This window comes from Bifidobacterium sp. POST2/T3 (B1) (assembly GCF_058197115.1).
In genome coordinates this window covers 1-12,406 of record NZ_JBVPQK010000060.1, presented here as the reverse complement: position 1 = coordinate 12,406, position 12,406 = coordinate 1, and the positions used below count along the sequence as shown (strand labels likewise).

At 63.6% G+C, this 12,406-nt stretch carries 11 protein-coding genes, 1 other RNA gene and 2 pseudogenes; 3 read left to right on the top strand and 11 right to left on the bottom strand.

The window, feature by feature from the left end; translation table 11 throughout:
* Window positions 1–134 (bottom strand): annotated as a pseudogene (locus AC0AP0_RS04595) (ribosome hibernation-promoting factor, HPF/YfiA family); the annotation flags it as partial.
* A gap of 177 nt (window positions 135–311) precedes the next feature.
* On the opposite strand from AC0AP0_RS04595, the gene rnpB reads away from it, so the two are divergent.
* Window positions 312–688, top strand: an RNA gene (gene rnpB / locus AC0AP0_RS04590) — RNase P RNA component class A.
* 36 nt (window positions 689–724) lie between these two features.
* Here rnpB and AC0AP0_RS04585 read toward each other — a convergent pair.
* From AC0AP0_RS04585 to AC0AP0_RS04555, 7 genes are all read right to left on the bottom strand, one after another.
* Window positions 725–1,492, bottom strand: a complete 768-nt coding sequence (locus AC0AP0_RS04585) for a regulatory protein RecX (protein ID WP_490429514.1) — start codon at window positions 1,490–1,492, stop codon at window positions 725–727.
* Window positions 1,493–1,643: 151 nt separating this feature from the next.
* A complete protein-coding gene (recA, locus tag AC0AP0_RS04580; RefSeq protein WP_110412687.1) occupies window positions 1,644–2,798 on the bottom strand; it encodes a recombinase RecA in 1,155 nt (384 codons plus the stop codon).
* Window positions 2,799–3,026: 228 nt separating this feature from the next.
* Window positions 3,027–3,260, bottom strand: coding sequence for a DUF3046 domain-containing protein (locus AC0AP0_RS04575; RefSeq protein WP_015021655.1), 234 nt, complete (start codon window positions 3,258–3,260; stop codon window positions 3,027–3,029).
* Window positions 3,261–3,405: 145 nt separating this feature from the next.
* Window positions 3,406–3,924, bottom strand: a complete 519-nt coding sequence (locus AC0AP0_RS04570; RefSeq protein ID WP_373637637.1) for a helix-turn-helix domain-containing protein — start codon at window positions 3,922–3,924, stop codon at window positions 3,406–3,408.
* A 270-nt stretch (window positions 3,925–4,194) separates the two neighbouring features.
* On the bottom strand, window positions 4,195–4,764 hold the full coding sequence (locus tag AC0AP0_RS04565; RefSeq protein WP_110412685.1) for a CinA family protein: 570 nt from the start codon (window positions 4,762–4,764) through the stop codon (window positions 4,195–4,197).
* A complete protein-coding gene (gene pgsA, locus AC0AP0_RS04560; RefSeq protein ID WP_110412684.1) occupies window positions 4,761–5,366 on the bottom strand; it encodes a CDP-diacylglycerol--glycerol-3-phosphate 3-phosphatidyltransferase in 606 nt (201 codons plus the stop codon). Before pgsA ends, AC0AP0_RS04565 begins: the two co-directional genes overlap by 4 nt.
* A 107-nt stretch (window positions 5,367–5,473) precedes the next feature.
* Complete coding sequence (locus AC0AP0_RS04555) at window positions 5,474–8,182, bottom strand: FtsK/SpoIIIE family DNA translocase (protein ID WP_490429513.1); 2,709 nt, start codon at window positions 8,180–8,182, stop codon at window positions 5,474–5,476.
* Between the two features lie 100 nt (window positions 8,183–8,282).
* On the opposite strand from AC0AP0_RS04555, the gene AC0AP0_RS04550 reads away from it, so the two are divergent.
* Window positions 8,283–9,014: a Fic family protein gene (locus AC0AP0_RS04550; RefSeq protein WP_490429512.1), complete on the top strand. Its 732-nt coding sequence runs from the start codon at window positions 8,283–8,285 to the stop codon at window positions 9,012–9,014.
* 24 nt (window positions 9,015–9,038) lie between these two features.
* On the opposite strand, the gene AC0AP0_RS04545 is transcribed toward AC0AP0_RS04550, so the two are convergent.
* From AC0AP0_RS04545 to miaB, 3 genes are read right to left on the bottom strand one after another with little or no spacing between them, the layout of a single operon-like run.
* Window positions 9,039–9,560 (bottom strand): MerR family transcriptional regulator, encoded by a 522-nt coding sequence (locus AC0AP0_RS04545; protein WP_490429511.1) that lies wholly within the window; start codon window positions 9,558–9,560, stop codon window positions 9,039–9,041.
* 34 nt (window positions 9,561–9,594) lie between these two features.
* Window positions 9,595–10,599, bottom strand: a complete 1,005-nt coding sequence (gene miaA, locus AC0AP0_RS04540) for a tRNA (adenosine(37)-N6)-dimethylallyltransferase MiaA (RefSeq protein WP_490429510.1) — start codon at window positions 10,597–10,599, stop codon at window positions 9,595–9,597.
* Window positions 10,586–12,004, bottom strand: coding sequence for a tRNA (N6-isopentenyl adenosine(37)-C2)-methylthiotransferase MiaB (gene miaB, locus AC0AP0_RS04535; RefSeq protein WP_490429509.1), 1,419 nt, complete (start codon window positions 12,002–12,004; stop codon window positions 10,586–10,588). The genes miaA and miaB overlap by 14 nt, the downstream gene beginning before the upstream one ends.
* A 94-nt stretch (window positions 12,005–12,098) precedes the next feature.
* On the opposite strand from miaB, the pseudogene AC0AP0_RS04530 reads away from it, so the two are divergent.
* Window positions 12,099–12,406, top strand: a pseudogene (locus AC0AP0_RS04530) (GTP pyrophosphokinase family protein); the annotation flags it as partial.

Sequence of the window (12,406 nt, the reverse complement as noted above, 5' to 3'; positions counted from 1 at the left end):
CCTTCATGTGTCAGAACGACCTGGATGCGCTGGGCATCGGGGGCGATGGCCGTCACCCTGTTCATCTTGCTGTCCACGACATCGCGGAACCGCTGCTTGATTTGGGTATGTCGACCGGTAATGACGATCTCCATGGGAATCTCCTTGCACTTGTGAGCGGATGAACCGCTGGTGCGATGGCGGACTTGGTCACCATCGACTGTGCTTCCGATTGTATCCGAAGAGCATGGCTGACTCACTGATTGAGCTTGTGGCCAGAGCGGGATCTTGACCGCTGGTCCGGTCGTTCAGTTCCGCTATGCTGTATCCCCGAGACCTCTCGGATGGCCGCGGCCCCTCCTCCTGGGAAGGGCTGAGGAACTTCCGGGCTCCACAGAGCACGATGGCGGATAACGTCCGCCCAGGGCGACCTGAGAGATAGCGCAACAGAGAACAGACCGCTCGCCTTGTTAAGGCGAGCAAGGGTGAAACGGCGGTGTAAGAGACCACCGGGTCGACGGTAACGCCGACCGCATGGCAAGCCTCATCGGGAGCAAGGCCAAGCAGAAGGCATTCAGGGGCTGCTCGTCCCGCCTTCGGGTAGGCCGCTAGAGCCTGGCGGCAACGTCAGGTCGAGATGGATGGCCATCCATTGTCCGGATTTTATCCGGTCGATGACAGAACCCGGGGTATATGAGAGGTCTCATCTTCTCTTTTACCGCGTGGTGCTTAGGCAGCAATCGGCTCAATTGAGAGGGTCGTCAGAGACGAAAAGGTCTGCTGCCACCTGGTTGAGGAGGCCGGGGCTGTGGCCCTTGCGGGATCCAGCACTCCAGAATCGCCGTTTGCGCACCTTGAGATCAAGTCCGGCTGTCTTTCGGGCCACCTTGCGACCAAGCTCGTAGGCGGAGTCAACAAAGAGTCCCTCGCGAGAGGCCTGGGCCACCACCTGCGCAGCCAGTCCTGGATCCAATCCCTTGCGGGTCATCTCCGAGAGTACGCCCCGCTCCCCCATGGTGCGATGCAGGCAGGAACGCAGAAGATCCTGGGCATAGGCCAGGTCATCTACCAGACCCAACTTGGTCAACCGGTCGATCACCTGATCGACCACGTTCGTATCAAACCCCTTGTCGACCAGACGACGAGCCAGAGCCCCGCTTGAACGTGCCGCCGCATCCAAAAGGGTCAGAGCAGCCTCCCGGCAAGCATCCGCATCATCGGCATCTGCTCGCGGAGCTGCAGGCGCGGAACCTCCGCCAAAGCCGCCAGCACGTGGGCGACGGCCACGACGGCGGGTCCTTCTGTCGGAACCACGGGCAGAATGGCGGCCATAGGAATGGCGACCTGCCAGAGATTCATCAGCCATATCAGCATTGGCAGAACTGTCTACCTCTTCCAGACTGCCTCCGAACCGGGCGCTATGCCCCAGACCCACGGCAGCAGCCCGCACTGGGCGGCTGTCCTCCTTGAAGCTGTCATCCTTCTGCTCAAGAGCAGGATCAAGGACTGTCACTGAATCTGCTGGACCATCCGATCCCACAGAATCTGTCTGTAACTGGTCCGACCGAGAATTCTTCGACTCTGTACTAGAGTCGGTAGAATCCTCGGCCTGCGCCAGGCGGACAGGATTATCCTTGAGGAAGTCCTCGGCCGAGATCATCGGGTCATGCAGCCTGGGCCGTGGGCACGGTGCTGTTGACGTCGACCGGAGCCGAGTCGTCTTCCTTGCTGTCTTGGTCAGAGTCAGCCGGATCAGCCTTGTCGTCCTCGGAGGGGGCGGGAATAAGGCCGAAGGCAACCTTGACCTTATCTTCGATCTCCTTGGTCAGGCCGGGGTTGTCCTTGAGGAACTGACGGACGTTCTCCCTGCCCTGACCCAACTGATCACCCTCGTATGTGAACCAGGAGCCCGACTTCTTGACGATATTGGTCTGCAGGGCCATGTCCAGAACCGAACCCTCCTTGGAGATGCCCTCCCCGTAGAGAATGTCGAATTCAGCCACCTTGAAGGGCGGGGCCATCTTGTTCTTAACCACCTTGACCTTGGTGCGGTTGCCCACCGCCTCGTCGCCGTTCTTCAGGGTCTGGATACGGCGGATGTCCAGGCGGACCGAAGCATAGAACTTCAGGGCCTTGCCGCCGGTAGTGGTCTCCGGGCTACCGAAGAAGACGCCAATCTTCTCCCTGAGCTGGTTGATGAAGATGGCCGTGGTATTGGCCTGGGATAGGGCACCGGTCATCTTGCGCAAAGCCTGGCTCATCAGACGGGCCTGCAGACCCACGTGGCTGTCGCCCATGTCGCCCTCGATCTCTGCCTTGGGCACCAGGGCGGCCACCGAATCGATGACGATGACATCCAGGGCGCCGGACCGGATCAGCATATCGGCGATCTCCAACGCCTGCTCGCCATTGTCCGGCTGGGAGACGATCAGGGAGTCCGTATCCACACCCAGCTTCTTGGCATACTCGGGATCCAGAGCATGCTCGGCATCGATGAAGGCAGCCACTCCACCGCCGGCCTGTGCATTGGCCACCGCATGCAGGGCCAGGGTGGTCTTGCCCGAGGACTCAGGACCGTAGATCTCGACAATGCGGCCGCGGGGCAATCCGCCGATGCCCAGGGCCATGTCCAAAGCCAGGGACCCGGTGGGAATGACCTCCACATCCTGGGCGGGCTTGTCGCCCAGGCGCATGGCCGAACCCTTGCCGAAGCTCTTCTCCACCTGCGCGAGGGCCGTGTTCAAGGCTGCCTGGCGACGAGGGTCGATCCCGCCCTCTTCTTCCTTCTTCGCCTTGCCACTGTTGCTCTGACGTGCCATATGGCTCTCCTTCTTCGTAACCGACCTCACGATGACGACATCCTGATTAACGACCTCACGATTGACAGCCTATCCGCCGTCGGAACCCGTCTGCGGTCCAGGCGCCCGATGTGGTCGAACATGCCGGTGGTCACCGGACCATGGGTATCAGTATACCCGACCATGCGAACAAATGTTCGAAAATCGCTTGGAATGGGGAATAAGTTCGCGGAGAATAAAACCCGTCGATCAGGCTGCCGGCATGGGCGGCGCATTGTGGTCCTTCCCCCAGCGGCGGGAGTCGGGAATCTCCATCTGATCGCAGAGCACGTTCCAGACCACGCGCGGCTCCACGCCTGCATCCAGAGCCTCTATTACGGTCATGGCATCCAGGGCGGTCAGCCTTTGGTCACGGGCCAGACTGCGTCCATAGACTCGGCCGAAGACCTCCTCCAGCAGCTGCCAGAATTCCCGTTCACGCACCCGACATCACCTTTCGTCCAAGACCCACTCTGTCACACCCCTTCTACGGTAGCAACCGACAGTCAGCAGAAGAGGGCGCCTGGTTCATCAGAACCGGACGCCCTCAAGAACGGTCCACCGGATCAACCGGCTGGATCTGACATGCTTACTCCTGGGTGGACTCCAGGTAGTCCGCTACCATCCGCAAGGTCTGCGGCACACCCAGGCCCAGCGCGTCGGCGATGGAGCTCAGCAGCTCGGAGCTGGCCTCCTTCTGGCCACGTTCCACCTCGGACAGGTAGCCCAGGGACACGCCAGCCTTCTCGCTGACCTCACGCAGAGTCTTGTGATCATTGGTCCTCAGCTCGCGCAGCACGTGGCCCAGGGCCTCACGCAGGGAAACGGTATGGGTGACGGCCCGACCGTCGTTGGTGGAGGCTGCCCGCTGACGGCTGGCTTCCATGCCGTCCTCTTCCATCCACATCTTGTTCAGGTTTGCCTGGCGTTCCTCCTTGGCCTTCTTGGCGGCCTTGGCACGGATCACCTGCTGCTGGGCGAAGACGACGGCACGACGCTGGGCGGGTGTCAGATCACGAACCCGCGCATTGCGCTCCACTCCGGGTGCGGCCGGCTTGACATCATAGGTATCGTTGGTTCGAGTCATCACGGTCTCGGTGCTGGCCATAGCAGCCCCTTTCGCCATTATCGTGTTCAACTTCTTACACATTGACCAACAGACGAGCCAGTAGATTATTCCAGGGGAGGAACCTGAAAGGCCTGCTTTGTGACCAAGGTCACGTATATGAAAGAAAGGAATCAAGAGGCAGGAGCAATGACTCAATAAAGCCACCCTCTTTCTTTGGCCTGCTGGCTACAGCAGACCCCGCAAACGCAAGGTTCGGCATCGGCTTGCAGAAGCTGTAAAACCTCTAAAACGACCTACGGCATAAGGCCGTTAGCCGCGCGAGTGCAGGGCCCGATCCAGCTGGTCTAGAATCCGCATGACCGTGCCGCGGCGCACCTGTTCGCGGTCGCCATCCAAATGCAGCTCGTAGGCATAGGTCCGGTAGGCATGGGATTGAAGGCCGGTCTCTATACGTCGACCCAACACCCGGACGGGGAGGGCCAGACCAATGTAGACCAGCCCGGCAGGATCATCCCCGTCAGGACCTGGACCGGCCACACCGGTAGTGGCCATGCCGATGACCGTATCCTCGTGCCCCGGCCTGGTGTAGAGCCTGGCCGTGCCCTCGGCCATCTCCTGGGCGACCCGTGGATGAACCGCACCCTGGGTGGCCAGCAGGTCCTGATCCACCTTGAGAATGGCAGCCTTGGCAGCGATGTCGTAGGTGACGGCTGACCCAAGGAAGACGTCTGACGCCCCGGGAATCCTGACGAAGGCATCGGCCAGCAGTCCCCCGGTCAGCGATTCGGCAGCGGCCAGCAGCAGGCCCGAATCACGGCAGGTGTCGATGATCCGTCCAGCCAGGTCATCGCAACGGCCCTGCACACTCTTACCGATCATCGCCGCATCCCTATCACGTATTCCGCTCCCGAGTAAAGGCAGAGGGCCAGGGCCACAAGGATGACCACACGGGTGGCCACCAGGTACCAGGGCCAGACCGGCGACAAGGGTACCATGAGCATGCCCAGGCCGATGCACTCAAACAGGGTCTTGTACTTTCCAGCCCGGGAGGCGGCGATGACCCGCCCCTGCTTGTTGATGACCAGGACCCGCAGCAGGGTGATGCCTAGTTCACGCACCAGAAAAAGCACGGTGACCCACCACCAGAGCTCGCCGAAGACGGAGGCCACAATCAGCGCCGAGCAGATCAGCAGCTTGTCGGCAATGGGGTCCATGAGCTTGCCCAGCTCGGTCACCTGGTTGTACCGGCGGGCCAGCCACCCGTCCAGCTTGTCGGTCGAGGCGGCGAGGATGAAGAGCACGGCGGCGGTCCACCGCATGCCAGGCTTGCGCTCGCCGCAAGGACCGGCCATCAGATCCAAGGCGATGAAGACCAGGACCAGGAGGATACGGGTGTAGGTGACCAGGTTTGGGGGTGAATTCCATCCTTCGAGAAGCCTGCGCCTCTCACGACCGGTCTCTGACTCGGCATGCTCCTGCATTGCCACTCCTTATACGCGATACTCGTGCGCTTGGGCCGTCCAACACTACATGCCGGGCGGCAGTTTCATCATAACGGTAGACCAGGCCTGGCTTTTTGGGCAGATGTTCAGCCATGCGCTTGCTCATCCGGGGCGGGATCCATGGAGGTGATGTCGCCTCGGATGAAGGCCAGGGCCTGCTGCAGCTGCGGCGGTTGGATGAGCACCTCGCGGGCCTTGGAACCCTCCGATGGCCCTACGATTCCCCTCGACTCGAGTAGATCCATCAGCCTCCCCGCCCTGGCGAAGCCCACACGCAGCTTGCGCTGGAGCATGGAGGTGGATCCGAACTGGGTAGTCACCACCAGCTCGGCCGCCTGGAGAAGCTCGTCCATATCGTCGCCGATCTCCTCCTGGATCTCATTCTTGTGGTCGGCCTTGTCGGCCATCTGCTCAATGTCCTCACGGTAGTGGGGCTTGCGCTGGGTGCGCACATAATCCACCGCCTTGCGAATCTCGGACTCGGAGACCCAGGCTCCCTGAACGCGGGTGGGCTTGGCCTGGCCCATGGGCAGGAAGAGGGCGTCGCCCTGGCCGATCAGGGTCTCGGCACCAGTGGCGTCCAGAATGACCCTGGAATCCGTGGATGAGGAGGTAGCGAAGGCCAGCCTGGAGGGGATGTTGGCCTTGATCAGGCCGGTGACCACGTCCACCGAAGGCCGCTGGGTGGCCAAAACCAGGTGGACGCCGGCGGCACGCGCCAGCTGGGTGATTCGCTGGATGGAGCTCTCCACGTCGTTCTTGGCCACCATCATCAAATCGGCCATCTCGTCGACCACCACGACCAGGTAGGGGTACGGGGCCACCTTGCGATTGGAGCCCGCCGGGGCGTGGACCTTGCCCTCGCGCACGGCCTTGTTGAAGTCCTTGATGTGCCGGAATCCGAAAAACTGCAGGTCGTCGTAGCGGGCGTCCATCTCCTTGACCACCCACTCCAGGGCCTGGGCGGCCTTCTTGGGTTCGGTGATGATGGGCGTGAGCAGGTGGGGAATGCCGGCGTAGGCGCTCAGCTCCACGCGCTTGGGATCCACCATGATCAGGCGGACCTGTTCGGGCGTGGCCCGCATAATCAGCGAAACCAGCATGGAGTTGATGAAGCTGGACTTGCCCGAACCCGTAGCGCCGGCCACCAGCAGGTGGGGCATCTTGGTCAGGTCGGCAGTCACATAGTGGCCTTCCACGTCCTTGCCCACGGCGGTCATCATGGGGTTGTCGTCCTGCTTGGCCTTGTCGGAGCGCAGCACGTCGCCCAAATGGACGATCTCGCGGTCCACGTTGGGAATTTCGATGCCGATGGCCGACTTGCCGGGGATGGGAGACAGGATGCGCACATCCGAGCTGGCCACCGCGTAGGCGATGTTGCGCTGAAGATTGGTGACCTTCTCCACCTTGACACCCGGGCCCAGCTCCACCTCGTACTGAGTGACCGAGGGGCCGCGCAGGAAGCCCACCACCTTGGCGTCCACGTCAAACTGCTGGAAGGTCGATTGCAGGGCCTTGATGACCGCGTCGTTGGCCGAGGTCCTGACCGCGTGGGGCTTGCCCTTGACCAGCAGGTCCGTGCTGGGCAACACATAGGGCCGACTCTCGTCCACCTCGCGATCATCTGAGGAACTTGAAGCGTCAGTACCCTGGGCTCCGGCCGTCTGATTCCCTGCTCCCGGAGCGGGTTGGGCATCCATCTGCACAGTGTCCGCCGCAGCTGCGGCAGCGGCCCAGGGGTCCGAGGCCCCCACGCCGGACAGGGCAGCTGCATCCACCTTGGGATGCCCCTGCTCCCTGGCATCCAGGAGGGCAGCCGTGGCCGGGGTCTCCACTGCGGGCATGCTCTGCGTGGACACCTGGTCGGCTTCGGGACCCTGCGCCAACTGATCACCCTGGTCAGCCCCCTCCAGCGAAGCCGCCTGGGAGAAGGGCTCATCAGCCTCGTAACGCTCAAGATGGGTGTCCGTATCCTTGCCGATACGGCCATGCAGCAAGCGACTGAACCATCCTGCCAACCCGCCCCGGCCGGAGTCCTTGGCAACCTCCTGATCCGGCTCCTGGTGGGTGGGCACGCCGGGAGCCAGGGGCAGGGTGTCATCCCCCAGCCTGACCTCGTTGGGAGCGGTCGGCGCGGAAGCCGAGCTGGAGGCATTGGTCCTCTTGCCTCGCAGCCAGGCCATCAGGTCGCTCATATGGAATCTAAAGGTGATGAAGAGACCGAAAACGGCCGCAAGGACGAAGATGATGACGGCGAAGACCTTGGACAGCCCCCAGGCCAGGGGCGAACCCAGGAAGAACCCCAGAAGGCCGCCTGAGTCGCTTATGGCCTTCATGTCGAAGCCGCGATAATCCGAGGCCATGAGCACGTCAAGAATGGAACAGACCGACCAGAGCACCATCATGAGACCGCCCACCACAGGCAGGTTGCCGGCCTCGCGCCCGGTGTAACAGACCAGCCGGAAGGCTGCAAAGAGCAGGACCACCGGCAGGATGATGCTGCAGAGTCCCAGAACGCCCGCAGCCAGGGCGTGCAGCCCCCGCCCCAGGAAGCCGTTGACGCGGAACCATTCGCTGGCACAGAAAAGCACGGCCAGAATGACCAGCACGAAGCAGAGCCCGTCCTTGCGGTAGGCGGAGTTGTCGCCGTTTTTACCGGCCACCGCACGCACCAGGGATCCCAAGCCCCGGGGCAGGGCCAGCAAGGCCTTGTGCCAGAAGGGTTCCGAGTCCTGGCTCTCCTTGGATGTGGTCCGGCCGCGACCGCGTGCGTCTGCTTGCTGCTTACGTGTCATAACCCCTTCAGCCTACCCAGAACCCCAGTCCGCGTCGGGCCCGACCGATCAGTGTGCACAACTCTTCCAGACGGGGGCCTGCAGGGCTAGCATCGTTAGCATGACACCAGCCGAACGTCAGAGCGCCGTGGCCTTCGCCCTGCGCAACCTGCTTTTGGATGACCGTCAGCCCGGTCCTTGGGCCCTTCAGGTGGCCAGCGACTTTATGGCGGGCAGAAGGCAGGCCGAGGCGCTCGCCGATCAGGCCCGACGCTTGGAGGCCGAAGGTGGCAGCAAGAACGCCGGGGCGGATGCCCTGACGGATGCACTCTTTCTGCGGACCATCCTGATCTGTCAGCGGCCTTGGGCGACCGAGGGCGATCTTGAAGAGCTGCAAGCCATCCACCGCCGGCTGCTGCCCGGCCTGCCGGAAGAGCGAGCGCTGCGCCGATCTCAACCAAACGACAACACCAGCCTGTACCCGGCGTCCATGCTGGAGCAGGGAGCGGCAGCCATCGGCCAGGAGCTGGCGGCCGAACGCAACCTGGACAGCCTGGACCGTCCGGTCTTCGTGGAGCGCCTGGCCCATTACTACGACGAGCTCTCCTACCTGCACCCCTTCGCCGACTGCGACGGCATGACCCTGCGCATCTTCCTCTCACGCCTGTCCCACGATGCCGGCTGGGACCTGGACTGGGGACGGGCTGATCCGACCGCCCACCGCCGGGCCCTCCAGCAAGCGCTTCGGGGCAAAACCGATGGCCTGCAGGCCCTGATCGCGGGCATGGTCCGCCCGGTCAACCCAACCAGGATATTTCTGATCGCCGGATGGGACCAGGGCCCAGCCCACTGAGTCGACACCCTCAGCCCGGCAGCCTCAGCCCGGCAGCCGCTCGTTGCCGCCGCGCTTGGCGGCCTCGATGATCCGGGCACTCTGGTTGATCAGTTCCGTCGCCCCGGCCTGGTCGTGGTCGCGGACGTGCCCCCAGTATTGTATTTTGAGCTGCACATACCGCTTCCGTGCGCGCAAATCGGCCATCCTCTGGTCCAGCCGTCGTCCCTGCTCGTCCAGGAGCTCGATCTGCCGACCGGCGGCCTCGGCTCCCGCGGCACGATTGCCCAGATACTCCCGCATGTGCTCCAGGGACATGCCCGTGGCGCTCAGGCAGGAGATGGTCTCCAGCAGGTCCAGATCCTCCTGGCTGTAGCAGCGGTGGCCGCTCGAGGGATCCCTGGCGATGGGCGGAATGATGCCGATGGTCTCGTAATAGCGCAGGGTGGTCTCCGGCATCCCCGACATGAGCGAGGCCTGGCGGATGGTGTACCAGGACCCTGATTCCTGGTCGGGCTGGGTTTGGGCGGTCTGGGTTTCAGCCTGGGGCTGCGTGATGGTGGTCATACCCGTCCAGCCTAGGAACTTCAAGCACTTGAAGTCAAAGCGCGCCCAGATGGTGTCTGGTCACCCTCCCCTGGTCCGACTGGTCGGCCTGGGTATCTGCTTGGTCGAAGCAGCCTTGGTCGGCCTGGTCCACCAGTTCCAGAGCCTGCCGGACCAGGTCCGGGGCCAGGGCATTCAGCCAGTGGATGCGCGGATCGCGGCCGAACCAGCCCATCTGCTTGCGGGCCAGGCGCTTGGTCTTCTGCGCTATCAGCTCGAAGGCGGCATCCAGGTCGGTGCGACCGTCCAAATAGTCCAGAATCTGCTGATAGCCCAGGGCGCGTGAGGCCGTGGTCCCCAGGCGGTTGCGCAACCCGCTCACCTCATCGACCAGCCCCTGGTCGCGCATGGCCTGGGTGCGCTGGTCGATTCTGCGATCCAGCTCCTCCCGGGGCAGATCCAGCCCCAGCTGCAGGGCGGGCAGCAGGTAGCGGTATCGGGGCAGACTGGCCGAATAGGGCCGTCCGGTGATCTCCATGACCTCCAGAGCCCGCACGGTCCGCCGCACATTTCGGGGATCCATCCGGGCCGCAGCCTCCGGGTCCCGCTCCTGCAGCTGGCGGAAGAGCAGCCCGGGGCCCTCCTTTTGGGCCCGCTCCTCCAGCCTGGCCCTGACCGCCGGGTCGGTGCCGGGGAAGGACAGATCGTCGATGACCGCCCGGGTATAGAGCCCTGAGCCTCCCACCAGAATGGGCCTGATTCCCTGAGCCCGCAGGTCGGCTATCAGGGACCGGGCCATGGCCTGGAAGCGGGCCACGCTCATGGCCTCTTCCGGCTCGATGATGTCGATCAGGTGGTGGACCACCGCCTGCCGCTCACCTACCGAAGGCTTGGCCGTGCCCACATCCATCCCCCGGTACATCTGGTAGGCGTCGGCATTGACGATATGAGCCGTCTGCCCGCGGGCTTGGAGAACCTGTGCCAGGGCCACGCCCAGGGCGGTCTTGCCCGATGCTGTGGGACCCACGATGGAGACGATACGGGGTTCAGCGGATGTCATAGACCTGCCCCGCCTGGGGATCCGGGTCCGCGATCAGATAGTGGGGCCCGGCCTGGGTGACGGTGCAGGTCACCAGGTCCCCGGGCTTAGGCGCAGACATCCCCTGGGGCACGCCGACGTGGACCAGCACCCCGGTGCGCTCATGCCCGGTCACGCGGTGGGTGCTGCCGTCGTGCCGGCCGTGCCCGTCGCCGATCAGCACCTCCACCTCTTTGCCCAAAAAAGCCTGCATGTGCTCCATGGTGATGGACTCCTGCAGGGCCTGCAGCCGCTCGAACCGGTCCTGAACCACGGCCTTGGGCATCTGCGGCATGCGCGCGGCCGGAGTGCCAGGCCTGGGCGAATACTCAAAGATGAAGGCCGACGAAAAGCGCGCCCGGCGCACGACGTCCATGGTGGCCTGGAAGTCTTCCTCGGTCTCCCCGGGGAATCCCACGATGATGTCGGTGGTGATCAGGGCATCGGGCATGGCGGTCCGCACCTTGTTCAGTATCTCCAGAAAGCGCTGGGACCGGTAGGAGCGCCGCATGGCCCGCAGAATCCGGTCGGAGCCCGACTGCAGGGGCATGTGCAGCTGGTGCATGACCGTGGGCGTCTCGGCCATGGCCGCAATCACATCGTCGGTGAAGGCCGCTGGATGGGGCGAAGTGAAGCGGATCCGCTCCAACCCAGGCACCTGGCCGCAGGCGCGCAGGAGCCGGGCGAAGGCGTAGCGATCCCCCGTGGACCAGCCGTAGGAGTTGACGTTCTGCCCCAGCAGGGTCACCTGGCGGGCCCCGGAGCGCACGCAGTCCTCAACCTCCTGCAGGATGTCGTCCATGGACCGGTCCCGCTCCCGTCCGCGCACCGAGGGCACGATGCAGAAGGTGCAGGTGTTGTTGCAGCCGACCGATATGGACACCCAGGCCTGCGAGCGCGAGGCCCTGACCGCCGGCAGCCGCCCGGGCAGATCCCGCAGTTCCTGCGTAACCCCCACCTGGGGCCGCCCATCCTTGCGGGCCTTGTCCAAAAGCCCGGGCAGCGAGCCGATGTCCCTGGTGCCGAAGACCGCATCCACCCAGGGCGCCGCCTTCACAATCCGCTCCCGGTCCTTCTGGGCCATGCAGCCGCCCACGGCGATGCGCGTGTCGGGCTTGTGCTGCTTGAACCTGTGCCAGCGCCCGATGGTCCCGTACATGCGCTGGGTGGCGTTGTCGCGCACGGCGCAGGTGTTGAGCACCATCACGTCCACCTCGCGCGCGCGTACCTGCTCGGGCGTGGCCTGCTGGTAGCCCTGAGCCCGGAGCACCCCGGCGATCCGCTCGGAATCATGCTCGTTCATCTGGCAGCCCAGGGTCCGCACATAGTAGACGCCCCTGCTGTCCTCACGCTGAGCGGTCACGCTCTTGCCCTCGCCTGCTTCCATAAATCATGATTGTATGCGCAGGTCGGGTCCCGCTGCCATCGGGGCCTGTGCGTACCATGAGTCATGGTTACGAACGGCGGCATGGGAGGTTCATGTGATACTCGACCGTAACAGTGCCATGAGCGCATCCGAAATGAAGCAGCGACTGTCGGACTTGGACGAAAAGGACCGTCCCAAGCTGGACATCGACGAGATAACAGAATTCGTCAATCTCATGCAGACCTACGAGGGGGCCATGTACGAGATTTCGACCAAGCTGGACGTGCTGGACACCGAATTCCAGGTCCGGTTCAGCCACAACCCCATCCACCACATGGAGCGCCGGCTCAAGAGCGTGGACTCCCTGATCGGCAAGCTGCACCGCAAGAACCTGCCCGTCACCATCCCCTCGGTGCGCGATCA

What these genes read in the sequence shown, in the direction of transcription:
- recA (WP_110412687.1), bottom strand. Translation starts at nt 2,798, where the DNA reads ATGGCACGTCAGAGCAACAGTGGCAAGGCGAAGAAGGAAGAAGAGGGC.
- AC0AP0_RS04570 (WP_373637637.1), bottom strand. Translation starts at nt 3,924, where the DNA reads ATGGCCAGCACCGAGACCGTGATGACTCGAACCAACGATACCTATGAT.
- AC0AP0_RS04565 (WP_110412685.1), bottom strand. Translation starts at nt 4,764, where the DNA reads ATGATCGGTAAGAGTGTGCAGGGCCGTTGCGATGACCTGGCTGGACGG.
- pgsA (WP_110412684.1), bottom strand. Translation starts at nt 5,366, where the DNA reads ATGCAGGAGCATGCCGAGTCAGAGACCGGTCGTGAGAGGCGCAGGCTT.
- AC0AP0_RS04555 (WP_490429513.1), bottom strand. Translation starts at nt 8,182, where the DNA reads ATGACACGTAAGCAGCAAGCAGACGCACGCGGTCGCGGCCGGACCACA.
- AC0AP0_RS04550 (WP_490429512.1), top strand. Translation starts at nt 8,283, where the DNA reads ATGACACCAGCCGAACGTCAGAGCGCCGTGGCCTTCGCCCTGCGCAAC.
- AC0AP0_RS04545 (WP_490429511.1), bottom strand. Translation starts at nt 9,560, where the DNA reads ATGACCACCATCACGCAGCCCCAGGCTGAAACCCAGACCGCCCAAACC.
- miaA (WP_490429510.1), bottom strand. Translation starts at nt 10,599, where the DNA reads ATGACATCCGCTGAACCCCGTATCGTCTCCATCGTGGGTCCCACAGCA.
- miaB (WP_490429509.1), bottom strand. Translation starts at nt 12,004, where the DNA reads ATGGAAGCAGGCGAGGGCAAGAGCGTGACCGCTCAGCGTGAGGACAGC.